At 52.1% G+C, this 17,301-nt stretch carries 20 protein-coding genes; 18 read left to right on the top strand and 2 right to left on the bottom strand.

The window, feature by feature from the left end; all coding sequences use genetic code 11:
• Positions 1-25: 25 nt before the first annotated feature.
• The 8 genes from cheY (at position 26) to Q4579_RS03015 (ending at position 7,848) form a co-directional block, all read left to right on the top strand.
• On the top strand, positions 26-397 hold the full coding sequence (gene cheY / locus Q4579_RS03050; protein WP_211649870.1) for a chemotaxis response regulator CheY: 372 nt from the start codon (positions 26-28) through the stop codon (positions 395-397).
• 35 nt (positions 398-432) lie between these two features.
• Positions 433-1,155 carry a protein phosphatase CheZ gene (locus Q4579_RS03045; protein WP_303561520.1) on the top strand — a complete coding sequence of 241 codons (723 nt, stop codon included), beginning with the start codon at positions 433-435 and terminating at the stop codon, positions 1,153-1,155.
• Positions 1,156-1,164: 9 nt separating this feature from the next.
• Positions 1,165-3,369: a chemotaxis protein CheA gene (locus Q4579_RS03040; protein ID WP_303561519.1), complete on the top strand. Its 2,205-nt coding sequence runs from the start codon at positions 1,165-1,167 to the stop codon at positions 3,367-3,369.
• A 65-nt stretch (positions 3,370-3,434) separates the two neighbouring features.
• Complete coding sequence (locus Q4579_RS03035) at positions 3,435-4,580, top strand: chemotaxis response regulator protein-glutamate methylesterase (RefSeq protein ID WP_303561517.1); 1,146 nt, start codon at positions 3,435-3,437, stop codon at positions 4,578-4,580.
• Between the two features lie 9 nt (positions 4,581-4,589).
• Positions 4,590-5,369: a ParA family protein gene (locus tag Q4579_RS03030; protein ID WP_211645917.1), complete on the top strand. Its 780-nt coding sequence runs from the start codon at positions 4,590-4,592 to the stop codon at positions 5,367-5,369.
• Complete coding sequence (locus Q4579_RS03025) at positions 5,359-6,900, top strand: chemotaxis protein CheW (protein WP_303561516.1); 1,542 nt, start codon at positions 5,359-5,361, stop codon at positions 6,898-6,900. The genes Q4579_RS03030 and Q4579_RS03025 overlap by 11 nt, the downstream gene beginning before the upstream one ends.
• Before the next feature lie 22 nt (positions 6,901-6,922).
• Complete coding sequence (locus tag Q4579_RS03020; protein WP_211645916.1) at positions 6,923-7,417, top strand: chemotaxis protein CheW; 495 nt, start codon at positions 6,923-6,925, stop codon at positions 7,415-7,417.
• Entirely contained in the window at positions 7,417-7,848 is a 432-nt protein-coding gene (locus tag Q4579_RS03015; RefSeq protein WP_303561514.1) for a DUF2802 domain-containing protein, read from the top strand. Before Q4579_RS03020 ends, Q4579_RS03015 begins: the two co-directional genes overlap by 1 nt.
• A gap of 20 nt (positions 7,849-7,868) precedes the next feature.
• Here the strand turns inward: Q4579_RS03015 and Q4579_RS03010 are convergent, their stop codons facing one another.
• Positions 7,869-8,168 (bottom strand): EscU/YscU/HrcU family type III secretion system export apparatus switch protein, encoded by a 300-nt coding sequence (locus Q4579_RS03010; RefSeq protein WP_303561512.1) that lies wholly within the window; start codon positions 8,166-8,168, stop codon positions 7,869-7,871.
• Positions 8,165-9,019, bottom strand: a complete 855-nt coding sequence (locus Q4579_RS03005) for a hypothetical protein (RefSeq protein ID WP_303561510.1) — start codon at positions 9,017-9,019, stop codon at positions 8,165-8,167. The genes Q4579_RS03010 and Q4579_RS03005 overlap by 4 nt, the downstream gene beginning before the upstream one ends.
• Before the next feature lie 108 nt (positions 9,020-9,127).
• Between Q4579_RS03005 and ccmA the strand changes: the two genes are divergently transcribed.
• The 10 genes from ccmA (at position 9,128) to Q4579_RS02955 (ending at position 17,140) form a co-directional block, all read left to right on the top strand.
• Positions 9,128-9,781, top strand: a complete 654-nt coding sequence (gene ccmA, locus Q4579_RS03000; RefSeq protein WP_303561509.1) for a cytochrome c biogenesis heme-transporting ATPase CcmA — start codon at positions 9,128-9,130, stop codon at positions 9,779-9,781.
• A 3-nt stretch (positions 9,782-9,784) separates the two neighbouring features.
• Positions 9,785-10,453, top strand: coding sequence for a heme exporter protein CcmB (ccmB, locus tag Q4579_RS02995; protein WP_303561508.1), 669 nt, complete (start codon positions 9,785-9,787; stop codon positions 10,451-10,453).
• Between the two features lie 51 nt (positions 10,454-10,504).
• Entirely contained in the window at positions 10,505-11,236 is a 732-nt protein-coding gene (locus Q4579_RS02990; protein ID WP_303561506.1) for a heme ABC transporter permease, read from the top strand.
• 7 nt (positions 11,237-11,243) lie between these two features.
• Positions 11,244-11,450, top strand: a complete 207-nt coding sequence (gene ccmD, locus Q4579_RS02985) for a heme exporter protein CcmD (RefSeq protein WP_303561504.1) — start codon at positions 11,244-11,246, stop codon at positions 11,448-11,450.
• Positions 11,447-11,932: a cytochrome c maturation protein CcmE gene (gene ccmE, locus Q4579_RS02980; RefSeq protein ID WP_303561502.1), complete on the top strand. Its 486-nt coding sequence runs from the start codon at positions 11,447-11,449 to the stop codon at positions 11,930-11,932. The genes ccmD and ccmE overlap by 4 nt, the downstream gene beginning before the upstream one ends.
• Positions 11,929-13,926 carry a heme lyase CcmF/NrfE family subunit gene (locus tag Q4579_RS02975; RefSeq protein WP_303561500.1) on the top strand — a complete coding sequence of 666 codons (1,998 nt, stop codon included), beginning with the start codon at positions 11,929-11,931 and terminating at the stop codon, positions 13,924-13,926. The genes ccmE and Q4579_RS02975 overlap by 4 nt, the downstream gene beginning before the upstream one ends.
• Positions 13,923-14,477 carry a DsbE family thiol:disulfide interchange protein gene (locus Q4579_RS02970; protein WP_211645906.1) on the top strand — a complete coding sequence of 185 codons (555 nt, stop codon included), beginning with the start codon at positions 13,923-13,925 and terminating at the stop codon, positions 14,475-14,477. Before Q4579_RS02975 ends, Q4579_RS02970 begins: the two co-directional genes overlap by 4 nt.
• Positions 14,478-14,518: 41 nt before the next feature.
• Positions 14,519-14,995: a cytochrome c-type biogenesis protein gene (locus Q4579_RS02965; RefSeq protein WP_303561705.1), complete on the top strand. Its 477-nt coding sequence runs from the start codon at positions 14,519-14,521 to the stop codon at positions 14,993-14,995.
• Positions 14,992-16,206, top strand: a complete 1,215-nt coding sequence (gene ccmI / locus Q4579_RS02960; protein WP_303561498.1) for a c-type cytochrome biogenesis protein CcmI — start codon at positions 14,992-14,994, stop codon at positions 16,204-16,206. The genes Q4579_RS02965 and ccmI overlap by 4 nt, the downstream gene beginning before the upstream one ends.
• A gap of 70 nt (positions 16,207-16,276) precedes the next feature.
• The gene (locus Q4579_RS02955) at positions 16,277-17,140 is read left to right on the top strand and encodes an MlaA family lipoprotein (RefSeq protein WP_303561496.1); all 864 of its coding nucleotides are present in this window, start codon (positions 16,277-16,279) and stop codon (positions 17,138-17,140) included.
• Positions 17,141-17,301: the final 161 nt, after the last annotated feature.

The raw sequence follows: 17,301 nt of genomic DNA, 5'->3' as shown, positions 1-17,301 counted from the left end.
AGTGGAGGCAACTTTGAATAAAAATATGAAAATCCTCATTGTTGACGACTTTTCAACAATGCGTCGTATCGTCAAGAACTTGCTGCGTGACCTGGGCTTTAACAACACCCAAGAAGCAGATGATGGATTGACTGCGTTACCCATGTTGAAAAAAGGCGACTTTGACTTCGTGGTCACCGACTGGAACATGCCTGGCATGCAAGGGATCGACCTGCTGAAGCAAATCCGTGCTGATGCCAACCTGAAACATCTCCCTGTGTTGATGATTACTGCGGAAGCCAAGCGTGAGCAGATCATTGAAGCTGCACAGGCTGGTGTGAATGGCTACATCGTGAAGCCGTTTACAGCTGCAACCTTGAAAGAAAAACTGGATAAGATTTTCGAACGGATGCAGTGATGCCGTCAGTCTGACGCGAATTAGGGTAGACACATATGATTTCACTTGAACAGGCGAGACAGTTGGTGAGCCTGCTGGAGGATAACCAGCAGGCAGAGGCCAATGAGCTGTTTCGAAGCCTGGTGTCGGATAGCAGGGATCCGATGTATCTCGAAGTGGGGAAACTCACCCGTCAGTTACATGATTCTCTTCAGAAATTCCGCCTGGATCCCCGGATTGCCGATTTGGCAACGACGGATATCCCGGATGCACGGGGTCGACTGACCTATGTAATTGACAAAACAGAAGAAGCTGCCAATAAGACGATGGATGCTGTTGAAGGGACTCTGCCAATCGCAGATTTACTTCGGGAGCGCCTGTTACAAGTGAAACCAGAGTGGCAGCGTTTGATGAAAGGCGACATCGCGCTGGGAGAATTTAAACAACTTTGCCACGATATTAATGCGCTGCTGACTCAGATAGAAGGTGACAGTGAGCAACTGCACCATCATCTGACTGAAATTCTGATGGCTCAAGACTTTCAGGATCTGACCGGTCAGGTCATTCGTCGGGTGATTGAGTTGGTGCATGAAGTGGAACATCAACTGGTTGAAATTCTGAAAGCTGCCGGAATCGAACAGAGTGAAAGCACAGTCGTTGCGAATCAAAAAGAGAAAACACTCTCTCCGGAAGGGCCAATCATCAACAGTGCCGGGCGTACTGATGTTATGAACACGCAGGATGATGTTGATGATTTGCTATCAAGCCTTGGATTTTAGGGGAAGCTTATGAGCTTTGATTTAGACGAAGACATCCTGCAGGACTTTTTAATCGAAGCCGGGGAAATTCTCGAGTTACTCTCTGAACAGCTGGTCGACCTTGAACGCCGCCCGGATGATACCGATCTGCTCAATGCTATTTTCCGTGGTTTCCATACCGTAAAAGGTGGCGCCGGATTTTTGGCGGTCACGCCACTGGTCGACGCCTGTCATGGCGCCGAAAATATTTTCGACTTGCTGCGGACGGGTAAGCGTACTGTCACATCTGATCTGATGGATGTGATTCTGCAAGCGCTGGATACCATCAATACGATGTTTGTGCAGCTTCAGGACAGGGATCCGATTGATCCTGCCGAGCAGACACTGCTTGATGCACTGCATTATTACAGCCAGCCACCGGGCGCGGAAGAGCTGGCTGCGGCCATGGCTGAACCGGAATCTGTTCAGGAATCTGTTCAGGATTCTGTTCAGGTCCCTGAGCCTGCTGCACCGGCGACGTCTGCGCCTTCTGATCCTGCACAGTCTGCGATTGCCGGTGGTTCGGTGGATGAAATTACCCAGGACGAATTTGAACGTTTGCTGGATGAACTGCATGGCAGCGGATCGGGGCCGACCGGACAGCCAACTGAAACGAAAGCTGCAACGCAGCCCGTGTCGACTGAAATCGATAGCGGTGATATTACCGATGACGAATTTGAGCGTCTGCTGGATGAGTTGCACGGAGTCGGCCAGGCACCAGGCAAAGAAGAACAAGCGGCTGCAATGGCTTCTCCTGCTGCAGCTCAGACCCCGGCATCTGCTGGGGAAGAAGACAGCGCCTTAATGACAGACGACGAATTCGAGCGTCTGCTGGATGATTTACATGGTGCCGGAAAAGGGCCATCCGATGAAGAGCTGGCCATGGCAATCAAGCCAGCTTCAGCGCTAGCACCGAAAGCAACAGCAGCTCAGGCTCAGCCGGTGACACCACCGCCCGCTGCGGAAAAAACTCAGCCCGTCGTTGAACGCAAAGCAACGAGTCTGAAAGAGAAGGGTAAGCCGCAGGCTGAAGCAACCGTTCGGGTGGATACCTCAACACTGGACACCATCATGAACATGGTGGGCGAACTGGTTCTGGTCAGAAACCGACTGATCAGTTTGGGCCAGAACAGCAACGACGAAGAAATGTCGAAAGCAGTGGCAAATCTGGATGTGGTCACAGCTGATCTGCAGGGCGCGGTGATGAAAACCCGCATGCAGCCGATTAAGAAGGTCTTCGGACGATTCCCGCGTGTTGTTCGTGATCTGGCACGGAGTCTGAAGAAAGAAATCGTGCTTGAAATGCGTGGTGAAGAAACGGATCTCGACAAGAATCTGGTTGAAGCGCTGGCGGATCCACTGGTCCACCTGGTGCGTAACTCGGTCGATCACGGGATCGAAATGCCGGATATCCGTGAAAAAGCCGGCAAGTCGCGGATTGGTACTGTGCTGCTTTCAGCGGCTCAGGAAGGGGATCATATCCTGCTCACCATCGAAGATGATGGGGGCGGTATGGATCCGGACCGTTTGCGTCAGATCGCGGTAGATCGCGGTGTGATGGATGCTGATGCTGCGGCGCGTTTGTCTGATAACGAATGTTATAACCTGATCTTTGCACCGGGCTTCTCGACCAAGAAAGAAATTTCAGATATTTCTGGACGTGGTGTTGGAATGGACGTTGTGAAAACAGCGATCAGCCAGCTCAATGGGTCGATTCATATCGATTCTGAACTGGGTAAAGGTACACGAATTGACATTAAAGTCCCGCTGACGCTGGCGATTCTGCCAACGCTGATGGTGGGTGTGGGCGAACAGCCATTTGCCTTGCCGCTGGCAAGCGTGAATGAAATCTTCCACCTGGATTTAGGGAAGACCAACGTCGTTGACGGGCAATTAACCATTATTGTGCGTGATAAAGCGATTCCGCTGTTCTACTTACAGGACTGGTTGTCTGGTCACCAGATTGCAAAACGTGATCGTCAATTGGGCCATGTGGTGATCGTTCAGATTGGTCATCAGCGAATGGGCTTTGTGGTCGATACCCTGATTGGCCAGGAAGAGGTGGTGATTAAACCACTGGATGAACTGCTGCAAGGGACGCCGGGTATGGCAGGGGCTACGATTACCAGTGATGGTCATATTGCCCTGATTCTGGATGTGCCGAACTTACTGAAACATTACGCAGGCCGTCGATAATAACAACCGTCAGGGGTTTCGGCCCCTGTACGCATTCAGGCCTGATTGCTTACGGAATAAAAAACATGGCTGTAAAAGTTTTGGTGGTGGACGATTCCAGTTTTTTCCGCCGCCGGGTGAGTGAAATAATTAATGCGGATCCGCGTCTTGAAGTGATTGGCGATGCAGTGAATGGTAAAGACGCTGTAGAAAAAGTGCGGACACTGAAACCTGATGTCATCACCATGGATATCGAAATGCCGGTGATGGATGGCATCACGGCCGTTCGTGAAATCATGAAGGTGAGTCCGACACCGATCCTGATGTTTTCGTCACTGACGCATGAGGGCGCCAGAGCAACGCTGGATGCGCTTGATGCTGGGGCACTTGATTTTCTGCCCAAGAAATTTGAAGACATCGCCCGGAATAAAGATGAGGCGGTCGCTTTACTGCAAAAACGTGTCGGTGAATTGGCGCGCAAACGTCTGTTTATGCGTGCGCCAGCGCGTCCGGCCAGCACGCCTGTGGCGCCTGCCAGTCGTCCGCTGAGTACTGCGACGGCAACCCGGACACAGGCCAGTACGGCAACCCCTGCGCCAACACGATCTGCACCAGTTCGTGCATCGGTACCAGCCCGCTTTAAATCATCGGGGAAAACCTATCAGCTGATGGCCATTGGCACATCGACTGGTGGGCCGGTCGCGTTGCAAAAGATTCTGACTCAATTACCGGCAAATTTCCCGTATCCGATTGTGCTGGTCCAGCATATGCCAGCGACTTTTACGGCTGCGTTTGCCGCACGTCTGAATAATCTTTGTAAAATCAGTGTGAAAGAAGCGGAAGATGGAGATGTTTTACGTCCGGGAACAGCCTATCTGGCACCGGGCGGAAAGCAAATGATGGTGGAAGGTCGTCCCGGGAACAGCCGTTTGCGTATCATTGATGGCGGTGATCGCATGAATTATAAGCCCTGCGTGGATGTGACTTTCGGGTCGGCGGCAAAGGTTTTCCATGACAAAGTCTTGTCGATGATTCTGACGGGCATGGGAGCTGATGGTCGCGATGGATCCCGCATGCTTAAATCCGCCGGATCAACCATCTGGGCGCAGGATGAAGAAAGCTGCGTGGTATACGGAATGCCGCAGGCTGTGGCCAAAGCGGGGATTTCCTCTGAGGATTTACCCTTGGATCGGATTGCAGAACGCATTCTGATCGAGGTTGGCTTAGCCTAAGGAGCGGTCGTGGTAGTCTGGAGTATCGCTAACCAGAAGGGTGGTGTGGGTAAAACCACAACAACGGTGAGTCTGGCTGGCCTGTTAAGTGAGCGCAATAAACGCGTATTGCTGGTGGACACGGACCCGCATTCATCGCTGACCACGTATTTTAATTTCGATGCTGATCGTCTGGATGCCAGTCTGTTTGATTTATTCCAGTTATCGACCATCAATCGCGATACCGTGAAGCCGTTGTTGCTGGAAACCCGTTACAAAAATATTCACCTGCTGCCAGCGCATATGTCGCTGGCGACCCTGGATCGCGTGATGGGCACGCGCAGTGGGATGGGTCTGATTCTGAAAAAGGCACTGCATTGTCTCAGTGAAGAATATGATTATGTGCTGATCGACTGTCCGCCGATTCTTGGGGTGATGATGGTGAACGCACTGGCGGCCAGTGAGCGTATTCTGATTCCCGTTCAGACTGAATTTCTGGCGATGAAAGGTCTGGAGCGCATGATGCGGACATTGCAAATCATGCAAAAATCCCGGCCGACTGAATTTAAAGTGACCATCGTACCGACCATGTACGACAAGCGAACCCGTGCATCGCTGGAGACCCTGCAAGAGCTGAAAGTGCGGTATCCCAATCAGGTTTGGGCATCTGCTGTTCCGATTGATACTAAATTTCGGGATGCCAGTATTAAACATATGCCGCCGTCGTTATATGCCCGGGGTTCGCGGGGTGTTTATGCCTATAAAACCTTACTGAATTATCTGGAGCGGCTTCGTCAAGATGAGCGATAACTTTAAGCTGTCCAGCGAACAGGCACTCGATGATTATTTTTTCGGGCTGCTGGATGATTCCCAGCAGCCTGAAGACGTCTTGGCGGCAGCCGAACAGGACGAACAGGCACAGCAAGATATTGCAGTGCTGACGGAGACACTTGTCCCGGCGGCCGAGTCAGAACCAGAACTGGTTCCAGAACTGGTTTCAGTTCCGGCATCGGAACCAAATCAGGAATCGATTTCGGAGCCGTCGCTTGATGCATCCGTCTTGCGTGGAGATGAACCGGAAAGCCCATCGGTCAGCAGCCATCAGCCATTTGATTTCAATCAGCTGGATGAATCTGCCCAAGAAGATGAGCGGTATGATTTTGATGGCGGGCCGCCGTCACTGCGGGCGATGGCGACACCAGTGCCGCAATCTCAATCGGCGTTGGCGACCCGCCAGCCTGAGGAACCTGAACTCCGGGTACCGGAAGTTCGGTTCACTGCCCCGCGCAGCAAATCGGATATGGCGCAGTTGCAACGGCTGCTGGATCAGATGTCGGCGATGCAGGATCAGGTGGTTTCTGAAAGTGAAGCTTGGGTGGCAGAGCGGCATCAACTGGCGGCGTTGTCTGAGGAAACAGAAGCACCGGTCGAAACCGGGCTGGATGCACCGGGCTGGTTTGAGGATCAGGGATCAGAAGGCGAACGCGTTCAGGAAGATGCGGCGTACAGTCTGCCTCTGGCTGAAACCGCAGTTCTGGATATTTCAGAATCGCAGCTTGCCCCGTTTGCAGAACCGGAAGATGACTTTCGACTGATGCAGCATTTGCCGCAGATTGCTGCAGCACCTGAAATGCCTGAGCCGGAGGAGAGCGCTTCAACAGCGTTGGAACCTGTTCAGGAACCTGTTCAGGAACCTGTTCAGAATCCTGTTCAGGACATTGCGGAAGCACCGGTTCTGGAAACGAGCTCTCAGCCTGAGGTGGAAATTCTTGCCTCTGCGCCGGATGACGACATGCTTAAAGGTGCGGTGCCGGAGACGACGGTTGCTGAATCGAACCAGACGGTACCGGCTGAAACACCGCCGCCATCCTGGGTGTTACCGGCATCCAGCGAGCTCTTTGAGTTTCAGGCATTATTTTTTGCCGTGAACGGGGTGACCTTTGCTGTGCCACTCACGGAACTGGGCGGGATTCATCAATTGGGAGAATTAAGCCACCTGATTGGTCGCCCGGATTGGTATCTTGGCTTGCAGTCTGAGCAGAAGCGTCAACTGGATGTCGTTGATACAGCCCGATGGGTGATGCCCGAATCGATCCACAGCGATGATCACAGAGAAAACTATCGTTATGTGGTCATGCTGGGTGAAAGTAAATGGGGGCTGGCCTGTGATCAACTTCACGGAACAGAAACCCTGACAAAACAGAATGTTCGCTGGCGGGAGAAGGCAGGTAAACGGCCTTGGCTGGCGGGTATGGTGAAAGAGAAAATGTGTGCTTTAATTCATGTCAACGAACTCATTTCGATGCTGAAAGCGGGTTTAGATGTGAACAGTATTGTGTGACGATGGCCGGAGAGGATACAACATGTCGCAGGTAAGTGTTGCCGAAATTCAAAAAGAAGACAGTAACGACCAGGTATTGCAGTGGGTCACTTTCCAGCTGGAAGAAGAAACCTACGGTATTAATGTAATGCAGGTCCGCGAAGTGCTGCGTTATACCGAGATTGCACCGGTTCCGGGTGCACCGGATTATGTTCTGGGAATTATCAACCTGCGTGGAAACGTGGTGACCGTGATTGATACACGCGCCCGTTTCGGTCTGACGCCGGGTGATATTTCCGACAATACCCGCATCGTAATCATTGAAGCTGAAAAGCAGGTGATTGGTATTCTGGTCGACAGCGTGGCAGAAGTGGTATATCTGCGTAGTTCTGAAATTGACAGCACGCCAAGTGTTGGCACGGACGAAAGTGCCAAGTTTATTCAGGGCGTAAGCAACCGTGATAATCAGCTGCTGATCCTGGTCGATCTGAACAAACTCCTGTCTGATGAAGAATGGGAAGAGATGGCGTACCTCTGATGCCAGAGATGTTGTTAGAATGGCTGCCGCTGGTTGTTTCTGGACTGGCGGTGCTGTTGGCTGTGGTGCTGGTTCGCCGTGAACGTCGTGCACGTAACGCATTGGAAGCGAAGTTCGAAGCGGCTGAATTGTTGCTGAAAACGGCCAGACAGCAGCAGGAAAGTTTAACCAAACAGTTTCATGAACTGCGTGCCGGTGCGATTGCCATGAGTAACAAAATGGCTGATTTGTCCCGTCAGCAGGATGAATTGTCGGAACGTCAGGGTGAAATATCGATGCAGGACCCTGAAGGGCGTCTGTACAGCCGGGCCAGTAAAATGGTCGAGCTCGGCGCTGATGTCAATGAACTGATGGAAGAGTGCGATTTACCGAAAGCGGAAGCTGAATTACTCTTGCGTTTGCAACAGCGCATGAGTAAGCGCCGTCGCTGATTATTCTCCGCACGCCTGCCTCACACGGTTTCATTCACAGGTTGATACCCCTCCCATCCGGGTGGGGTTTTTCCGTTCAACACCCATGAAAAAGCAATCAACTCGGCAACAATCACAAAAAGTGCCGGTGGAATGTTGTCCCCTTCCTCCAGTTGATTCAGATAGTCGGCTAAAGCCGGATCCTGATGAATCAACCCGCCTTGTGCTTTAACCTGATCAATGATTTCTCTGGCCCAGTCGTCGTATCCTTTGGCTGAAACATAGGGCGTGTCATAGCCGTCGTAGCTGAGTGCAATCGCGCTGGTTTGTGGTTTGTTCATACACTGATCCTGATGCCATGTTGCGGGGCCATGACCAGATCCGGTGCGTCTGCGGTGGCTGGTGCGTGTCGATAGGTCACGGATTCGCATTCAATGTCTAATTGCTTGAGGCGACGGGTGAGCTGTGGCGTTAAGAGTTCCGCTTGTTTCAGAATCTCTGGTTGGGCACTGTCGAAACTGAGGTTGAGCTTTTCATCCTGCCAGACGGCTGTCGCCAGAAGGCAGTCATGCGCTGCGACGGGCAATTCAAGTTTGATCACCCAGCTTCGGCTGTGTGGTTTTCTCCCTGAACCGGATTTGGCCGTTCTGGATTGCACACTGAGACGAAATTCGCGTCCGTTTGCCTGTGGCAGATGCAAAATGAAGGGAGTGTTCTCGTCGCGACTGACAGGTTGCCCGGCAATGCGTTGTTCTGCAGCGATCCGAATCAATGCCTTCAGTTCACCCTGCGAGGCCTCTGGCAGACTGGCCAGCAACCTGGCGAGTGGGCTGTCTGGCTGAGACAACTGGGTGACCAGCGCTTTCAGGCTTTCCCGACCCGCACCCTGCTGTAACCACCGGGCAATGTCTGTCGGGGTTTGGGGGAGCACCAATTGTGTCAGCCATTGAGCGATCGGGGAACCCTGCGCACTGAGTGCGGATGGAAGATTGGCGAATAATCGTTGCAACACATGAAGTTGTGTTAGCAAGTGTGAAAGTTGGCTGATCTGGTTGCCGGATTGGAATAAAGTCGCACTTGGCTGTGTTGTCTGAGTCGGTGTTGCGACGCTGCCCGTGGCCTTGGATTCATTCGTCCGGGACGTTTGATTCATGGCTGCCTGATATGCCGATGTTTGAGATATCGAGGTCACATTTACTTACCTTGCTCGGGGATAGATAACAGCCTGAAACTAACAAAGATCTTCGACGCTGTGGTATTATCCGGGGATGATTTAACTCATTCAGGATGACTCATCACTATGTTGTCAGTGAACGGATTGAGCTGTACCCGTGATGAACGCGTGTTGTTCGATGACCTCCAATTCTCTGTCTCTTCTGGCGAACTGGTTCAGATTGAAGGCCGTAACGGTGCCGGTAAAACCACTTTGCTTCGCATTATCGCCGGACTGGGACAGCCTGATGATGGCAACGTTTACTGGCACGATAACAAGATAGCGCATGTCCGTGAAGTCTATCATCGACAGATGTTGTTTTTGGGTCATCAAACTGGGGTGAAGCGCGAATTAACGGCTTATGAAAATCTGGCTTTTTTTCAGGCAATGCATGAGCTGGATCACAACGATGCCTTATCAGGTCAGGCTAAAGTGCACGGTGAGGATGCCATCTGGCAGTCGCTGGCACATGTCGGTCTGGCAGGGCGGGAAGATGTGCCTGCCGGACAGTTGTCTGCCGGTCAGCAGCGACGCGTTGCCCTGGCACGTTTATGGCTGAGTAATCATCCGCTGTGGATTCTGGATGAACCGCTGACGGCGATAGATAAGCAAGGTGTGAAAGTTCTGGAGCGCTTGTTTGTTTCTCATGCTGAACGAGGCGGGATCGTGTTGCTGACCACGCATCAGGATATGTTTTCTTCGCAGGACCGTCTGCGCAAAGTGAGTTTGGGGCAGGCGTAGCCAATGTTGTATTCGATGTTTCAGGTCATCCGGCGCGAGTTGCTGATTGCATTTCGCCGTCAGGCCGACGTATTGAACCCGCTGTGGTTTTTCTTGATTGTCATTACGCTCTTTCCGTTGGGGATTGGGCCAGAACCCAATCTGCTGGCACGGATTGCACCCGGTATTATCTGGGTTGCAGCCTTGCTAGCAGCCCTGTTATCTCTGGAACGTTTGTTCCGGGATGACTTCATGGATGGTTCGCTTGAGCAGATGATGCTGATGCCTGCGCCTTTATCTGTAATGGCACTGGCGAAGGTCATCGCCCACTGGTTGCTGACCGGCTTGCCACTTCTGTTGGTGAGTCCTTTGCTGGCGATTTTGCTGTCGCTGGACTGGTCAACCTGGCTGGCTGTGGTCCTGACGTTATTGATCGGTACACCGACCTTAAGTTTCCTGGGCGCAATTGGGGTTGCACTCACGGTAGGATTGCGCAAAGGTGGCGTATTATTGAGTTTGCTCATCTTACCGCTGTTTATCCCTGTGCTAATCTTCGCGACGTCTGCGATTGAAGCCGCGTCTCTGGGGATGAGTTATCAGGGGCAATTGGCGCTGATGGGAGCAATGCTCGCTGGCTCGGCGACATTGGCTCCGTTTGCGATTGCTGCTTCATTGCGGGTCAGTGTGAACTGAAAAGAGTTTACCGGAAGCAAAGAATTATTATTAATCATAGAGTAATGAACTATGTGGAAGTGGTTACATCCCTACGCTAAAGCCGAAAACTGCTACCGCTTGTGCGGTACGTTGCTGCCATGGTTTGCTGTGTTGTCTGTTATCAGCCTGACGATTGGAACGATCTGGGGGCTGGCCTTCGCACCGACAGATTATCAGCAGGGCGACAGTTTCCGAATTATTTACCTGCACGTACCAGCCGCGATTTGGTCGATGGGGGCTTATCTCTGGATGGCGATTGCTGCATTTATCGGCCTCGTCTGGCAGATCCGTTTATCCGATATGGCCGCCGCTGCCATGGCACCGATTGGTGCCGTCTTTACGTTTATTGCGCTGCTGACCGGTGCCGTTTGGGGGAAACCCATGTGGGGTGCCTGGTGGGTCTGGGATGCGCGACTGACCTCTGAATTGATTCTGCTCTTCCTTTATCTGGGGGTGATTGCCCTCTACAACGCCTTTGATGATCAGAAAACGGCGGCAAAAGCAGCCGGAATTCTGGCGATTGTAGGTGTGATTAACCTGCCAATCATTCATTACTCTGTCGAGTGGTGGAATACCCTGCATCAGGGCGCAACCATTACCAAATTTGCCAAGCCTTCGATTGATAGCCGTATGCTTTGGCCATTACTGTTGAATTTACTGGGTTTTGCCTGCTTCTTTGGTGCCGTGACGCTGATCCGGCTCCGGAATGAAATTCTGAGCCGGGAAAGTCACCGTCCCTGGGTTCGCCAACTGATGCAGTGAGGTGAGTATGCATTTTGAATCAATTTCTGAATTTTTTGCGATGGGTGGCTATGCCGGATATGTATGGTCTGCCTATGGTATTTCGGCTTTGTCGATGTTGATTCTGCTGTGGCGGAGTCTCAGCCAGAGCCGTCGTCTGGCTGCTGAAATTAAAAACAAAGTTGCCCGTGAGCAACGCATCAAGGCTGCAGAGAAGCTGGAGAACACGTTATGAACCCAAGACGTAAACGACGTTTGACCGTTGTGGTCGCCTTGTTGGCGGGCCTGAGTGTCACAATTGCCCTGGTCCTGTATGCCATGAACCAGAATATGGATCTTTTCTACACGCCAACTGAACTGGTTGAGGGGAAATCCAACGGTGTAAAACCAGAAGTGGGGCAGCGCTTGCGGATAGGCGGCATGGTCGTGAAAGGCTCGGTGAAACGCGATCCACAATCACTGGAAGTTACTTTCCGTGTTGCTGATGTCGGTCCTGAAGTGACAGTACGCTATGACGGCATTCTGCCTGACCTATTCCGAGAGGGGCAAGGGATTGTCGCGCAAGGGGTACTGGTGGATGCACGCACGGTCGAAGCCCATGAAGTGCTGGCTAAGCATGACGAAGAGTACATGCCGCCGGAAGTCGCTGAAGCGATGAATAAACACCACAAACCGCTTGAGTATACCGACCAACAAAAGCAAGGTAGCGTGCAATGATTGCTGAGTTAGGGCAGTTTAGCCTGATTCTGGCGTTGGGGCTGTCGCTCCTCGTCAGTATTTATCCTTTATACGGGGCGCATACAGGAAACCCTGTTCTGATGCGGTTCGCCAGACCGCTGACCTATGGCGTCTTCGCGATGCTGTTGTTGTCGTTCGTGATGTTGTCCTGGGCTTTTTATATCAACGATTTCACGCTGACTTACGTGGCCAGTAACTCAAACAGTAATCTGCCCTGGTATTACCGGCTGACGGCTGTGTGGGGAGCGCATGAAGGTTCGCTGTTGCTGTGGGTGCTGATTCAGGCAATCTGGGCGGCGGCAGTGGCTACGTTCAGCCGCGGTATGCCACAGGAATCTGTGGCCCGAGTGCTCGCGGTCATGGGGATGATTTCTGTCGGTTTCCTCTTGTTTATCATTCTGACCTCAAACCCTTTCCTGCGTACTTTGCCTTACTTTCCGGTTGATGGTCGCGATTTAAATCCGCTGCTGCAGGATCCGGGACTGATTATTCACCCGCCCATGCTGTATATGGGATATGTTGGCTTTTCAGTGGCTTTTGCGTTTGCAATCGCATCCCTGATGACCGGCAGACTGGATACGGCCTGGGCACGCTGGTCTCGTCCATGGACCATTGCAGCCTGGTCTTTCCTGACGCTTGGGATTGCGCTGGGCTCCTGGTGGGCCTATTACGAGCTCGGCTGGGGCGGCTGGTGGTTCTGGGATCCGGTCGAAAATGCTTCTTTCATGCCTTGGCTGGCGGGCACAGCGCTGATGCACTCACTGGCGGTGACTGAAAAGCGCGGCACTTTCAAAGCCTGGACGGTTTTACTGGCCATCTCAGCGTTCTCACTGAGTCTGCTGGGCACTTTCCTGGTGCGTTCCGGCGTCCTGGTTTCGGTGCATGCCTTTGCGTCGGACCCGGCACGGGGCATGTTTATCCTTGGTTTTCTGGTGGTCGTGATTGGGGGGTCTCTGTTGCTTTATGCGCTGCGTGGGGCACAAATTCGTTCTCACGGAACCTTCAGCCTGTTTTCTCGCGAGAATTTCCTGCTAGCTAACAATCTGCTGCTGGTTACGGCGTTGCTGGTCGTCCTGATTGGTACGTTACTGCCGCTGGTTCATAAACAAATTGGCCTGGGTTCAGTGTCGATTGGTGTGCCATTCTTCAACACACTGTTTACCTGGCTAATGATCCCGTTTGCATTTTTCCTTGGTATCGGGCCGCTGGTTCGCTGGAAGCGGGAAAACTTTGCAACGATTCGTCGTCCGCTGTTTATCACAGCGATCATCACGTTGCCGTTAGCCCTGCTGGTGCTCTGGCTCCGTCCAGACCCGATTCAGCCGCTGGCCGTGTTGGGCATGGTGATGGCATTCTGGATCATTATTCTGCAGGGATTTGAACTGTATGAGCGTGCCACACATCGTCACAACCTGATGACAGGATTGAGGAAGCTGGGCCGCAGTCACTGGGCCATGGTCCTGGGCCACATTGGTCTGGCAATTACGCTGATCGGGATTACACTGGTGTCCAACTATGATCTGGAGCGGGACGTGCGCCTGACCCCAGGGCAATCGGTCAATGTTGAAGGGTTTGATTTCCGTCTGGCTGGCTTGCGTAACGTGGAAGGGCCGAACTATGACGGCTTTATCGGTGATTTTGTCGTGAGCCGTGAAGGCAAGTTTGTCGCGGAACTGCATGCCGAGAAACGTTTTTATACGGTGTCGGGTTCCATGATGACTGAAGCTGCGATTGACAGTGGTGTGACCCGGGATCTTTATGTCGCTCTGGGAGAGCAACTGACTGATGGAGCCTGGGCTGTTCGTATTTATTACAAGCCTTTCGTCAACTGGCTCTGGCTCGGTTCTGTGTTGATGGCATTCGGTGGTGCCCTGGCGATCAGTGATAAACGTTACCGTTTCCGCCAGCGTTTCAAGAAATCAGAACAGACAGAAAATGCAACGGTGACGTCTCATGCAGAGGTGAACGGATGAACAAGAAGCTGCTTTTTATTCCTTTTGTTCTGTTTCTTGCTCTGGTTGCTGTTTTTCTGGTTCAGTTGACTCGCAATGCAGAGGGTGATGATCCCACCAAGCTGGAATCTGTGCTGATTGGTAAACCGGTTCCTCAGTTCCGTCTGGAAGATCTGAAAAATGCCGACACGCTGTACCAGCAGGATATTTTTCAGGGTGAGCCGTTGCTGCTGAACGTTTGGGCAACCTGGTGTCCGACGTGTTATGCCGAGCACCAGTACCTGAATCAGCTGGCCAGTCAGGGGGTGAAAATCATCGGCCTGAACTATAAAGATGAACGGCAAAAAGCGATTCGCTGGCTGGATGAACTGGGCAACCCTTATATGCACAGCCTTTTTGACGGCAACGGAATGCTGGGATTGGATCTGGGCGTTTACGGCGCACCGGAAACTTTCCTGATCGATGCACAGGGGATCATTCGTTACCGTCATGTGGGGGATGTGAACCCCCGGAACTGGGAAGCAACTCTGAAACCTATCTATGACCAGCTCAAAGCGGAGGCGAAAGGATGAAGCGATTAATCCTGACGTTCACACTGGTCATGGGCAGTTGGTTGTCACTCAGCTTGCCTGCTCAGGCATCGATTGATGTGTATGAATTTCAAACGCCTGAGCAGGAAACCACCTATCAGGAGCTGACCGCAACCCTGCGTTGCCCGAAGTGTCAGAACAATAATATTGCCGACTCCAATGCTGAACTGGCCAAAGATATGCGCCAGAAAGTGTACGAAATGCTGAAGCAAGGAAAGTCAAAGCAAGAAATTATCGATTATATGATTGCGCGGTATGGCAACTTTGTGACCTATAACCCGCCGGTCATGCCATCTACACTGATTCTCTGGCTGGGGCCATTGTGTTTCTTGCTGATTGGCGCTTCCGTGTTGGTGTATCGCTCCCGACGCGGTGTTCAGCCGGATGCAATCGATGAACAGGACAGTGCACGGCTGGATGCATTATTGAAAGAAATCGGTCAGGAGGAAGACTCGCGTTCGACGCAAGCCGCTGACGGCGAGAATAAGGTGAAAAAATGACGTTATTTTGGATTTGCACCCTGATTCTGGTGCTGATTGCGCTGGCCTTTTTCATCATGCCTGCCTTTGTCGGCAGCAATCAGGATCAGGTCGCCAGCCGGGATGAGCTGAACAAGGCCTTCTTTCGTGACCGACTGGGTGAATTGAAAGAAGAAAGTGTTGAAGGGTTAGTCTCTCATCCGGACGAGATGGAAAAAGAACTCCAGCAGTCATTGCTGGATGATGTGCCGGTTCAAAAGCAATCACAGCAGCAACGGTTCCGGCCCTGGTTACTTTTTCCCGGTGTCCTTGTCATCATTGGCGTTTCTTACGGTCTTTATTTTTCAGTGGGCAGTGCGAAGCAGGTGATTCAGTGGCAGGACACGGTGACCCGGCTACCGGAACTGACACAGCGTCTGATGGGAGACAATGCTGCGCCACTGACGGATCAGGAAATGGATGACTTAACCCTGGGTTTGCGAACCCGGTTACATGAACGGCCGGATGATGCCACGGGCTGGTTACTGCTGGGTCGGATTGGGATGGCAAACCGCGATCTTGAAACCGCGCAAGGGGCAATGAAGCGTGCGCTGGATTTATCCCCGAGTGATCCAAGCCTGCAGGTGAGCTATGCACAAACCCTGATGATGGGCGGAGAACCGGGGAAGGTCCAATTCGCCCACAATATGCTGATCCATCTGCTGGAGCGTGACCCCAAGAATTTGCAGGCGATATCACTGCTGGCGTTTGAAGCTTATGGCAACGGTGATTACGCGCAGGCCATTGACTACTGGGAGCAGATGAAAGGCTTACTGGATGCAAAGGACAGCCGGGTTCAAATGCTGGAGCGCAGCATTGCACAGGCGAAAGTCGATATGCATCAGTCTGCGAATCCTGCTCCGGGTGTGTCGGTGACGGTTACCCTGGGTCCGGATGTTGTTTTACCGGATACGGGTATGGTGGTGGTTTCGGCACATACAGCAGATGGTGCGACGATGCCGCTGGCAGCAAAGCGTTTGCCGTTGTCCCGGTTCCCGCTGAACCTGACGCTGAACGACAGCGACAGCATGCTACCGGACCGACTGATGTCTCAGCAATCCGAGCTGATTATCAGAGCAAGAATTGATCAGGATGGCAATGTTGCAACCAAAGCGGGGGACTGGTTTGGTGAAAGCAGTATTGTGGCTCTCGGAGACAGCGCGACGGTGATCATTAATACACCGTACGAATGAATCTCGGAAACAGACTGGCAGTTCAGAAACAGACTGGATATCATTATCCAGTCTGTTTTCATGAGAATAAGTGGCTAACACATTGAGTCGAAATCTTTTTTTATCAGTATTGCTCGCAATGTCCCTGATGGGATGTGCCAATTCGCCGTCGGAACCTGAGCCGGATCAGCTGGAAGGGAATGAATTCGGGCTGGACGATGCGGAGTTGGAAGCCGCCGGTCTGAGTGTGGAAGAGCTCGAAGCTTTGGGTGAGCCTGAAACGCTAGTATATGACCCGTTTGAAGGCTTTAACCGGGCCATGTGGTCAGTCAACTACGACTATCTGGATCCTTATCTGGTTCGTCCGGTGTCTCTGGCTTATGTGGATTATGTACCTTCACCTTTCCGGACGGGACTGAGAAACTTTCTGTCGAATCTGGAAGAGCCGGCGAACATGGTGAACAGTTTGCTGAAGCAGGAACCAGAGAAAGCCGTGGATCACTTTAACCGGTTTTGGATTAACAGTGTTTTTGGTCTGGCCGGTTTAATTGATATCGCAACGGCAGCGGATATTCCGCCACCGGGAGAGCAGAGCTTCTCAGACTCCCTCGGTTATTATGGCGTGGGGAATGGTCCTTACTTTATGATCCCTGCTTATGGGCCGGTCACGTTACGGGAAGGCGCAGGGGATTGGGTAGATAAACTGTATTTCCCGTTGAACTTGCTGACGTTCTGGCAAAGTCTGGGCAAGTGGGCGGTCGAAGGGATGGAAGATCGTGCCAAACTGGTGGCTCAGGAACCGTTGCTGGAGAACTCGCCGGATCCTTATATCTTCACCCGAGATGCATATATTCAATATAAGAATTTCCGGGCTGGTGGTGCGCAAGTTGAAACAAGCGCGACAGAGCAGGAAGTCTATCTTGATGATTATCTGGATGAAATTGATAGCGAATAATTGAAATCATCTGTGAACGACTCAAAGCCAGAGCAAGTTGATTGCTCTGGCTTTTTTGATCGTTCAGCGGCATCAATTGCCTGTATTGTTAATTTTTTGTAAATATTAAGGCTGAGTGACAATGGCCGGATTTGGTCTGTTTGGAAGTGAAAATGCGGTCA

It is taken from the genome of Photobacterium sp. 1_MG-2023, from assembly GCF_030547945.1.
Classification (GTDB): domain Bacteria; phylum Pseudomonadota; class Gammaproteobacteria; order Enterobacterales; family Vibrionaceae; genus Photobacterium.
The sequence above is the reverse complement of the archived record's forward strand: the minus strand, read 5'-3'. Positions and strand labels throughout refer to the sequence as shown.

Excerpts from the sequence above, each read along its gene's own strand:
- cheY (WP_211649870.1), top strand. The coding sequence starts at position 26 with ATGAAAATCCTCATTGTTGACGACTTTTCAACAATGCGTCGTATCGTC.
- Q4579_RS03045 (WP_303561520.1), top strand. The coding sequence starts at position 433 with ATGATTTCACTTGAACAGGCGAGACAGTTGGTGAGCCTGCTGGAGGAT.
- Q4579_RS03040 (WP_303561519.1), top strand. The coding sequence starts at position 1,165 with ATGAGCTTTGATTTAGACGAAGACATCCTGCAGGACTTTTTAATCGAA.
- Q4579_RS03035 (WP_303561517.1), top strand. The coding sequence starts at position 3,435 with ATGGCTGTAAAAGTTTTGGTGGTGGACGATTCCAGTTTTTTCCGCCGC.
- Q4579_RS03025 (WP_303561516.1), top strand. The coding sequence starts at position 5,359 with ATGAGCGATAACTTTAAGCTGTCCAGCGAACAGGCACTCGATGATTAT.
- Q4579_RS03020 (WP_211645916.1), top strand. The coding sequence starts at position 6,923 with ATGTCGCAGGTAAGTGTTGCCGAAATTCAAAAAGAAGACAGTAACGAC.
- Q4579_RS03015 (WP_303561514.1), top strand. The coding sequence starts at position 7,417 with ATGCCAGAGATGTTGTTAGAATGGCTGCCGCTGGTTGTTTCTGGACTG.
- Q4579_RS03010 (WP_303561512.1), bottom strand. The coding sequence starts at position 8,168 with ATGAACAAACCACAAACCAGCGCGATTGCACTCAGCTACGACGGCTAT.
- ccmA (WP_303561509.1), top strand. The coding sequence starts at position 9,128 with ATGTTGTCAGTGAACGGATTGAGCTGTACCCGTGATGAACGCGTGTTG.
- ccmB (WP_303561508.1), top strand. The coding sequence starts at position 9,785 with ATGTTGTATTCGATGTTTCAGGTCATCCGGCGCGAGTTGCTGATTGCA.
- Q4579_RS02990 (WP_303561506.1), top strand. The coding sequence starts at position 10,505 with ATGTGGAAGTGGTTACATCCCTACGCTAAAGCCGAAAACTGCTACCGC.
- ccmD (WP_303561504.1), top strand. The coding sequence starts at position 11,244 with ATGCATTTTGAATCAATTTCTGAATTTTTTGCGATGGGTGGCTATGCC.
- ccmE (WP_303561502.1), top strand. The coding sequence starts at position 11,447 with ATGAACCCAAGACGTAAACGACGTTTGACCGTTGTGGTCGCCTTGTTG.
- Q4579_RS02975 (WP_303561500.1), top strand. The coding sequence starts at position 11,929 with ATGATTGCTGAGTTAGGGCAGTTTAGCCTGATTCTGGCGTTGGGGCTG.
- Q4579_RS02970 (WP_211645906.1), top strand. The coding sequence starts at position 13,923 with ATGAACAAGAAGCTGCTTTTTATTCCTTTTGTTCTGTTTCTTGCTCTG.
- ccmI (WP_303561498.1), top strand. The coding sequence starts at position 14,992 with ATGACGTTATTTTGGATTTGCACCCTGATTCTGGTGCTGATTGCGCTG.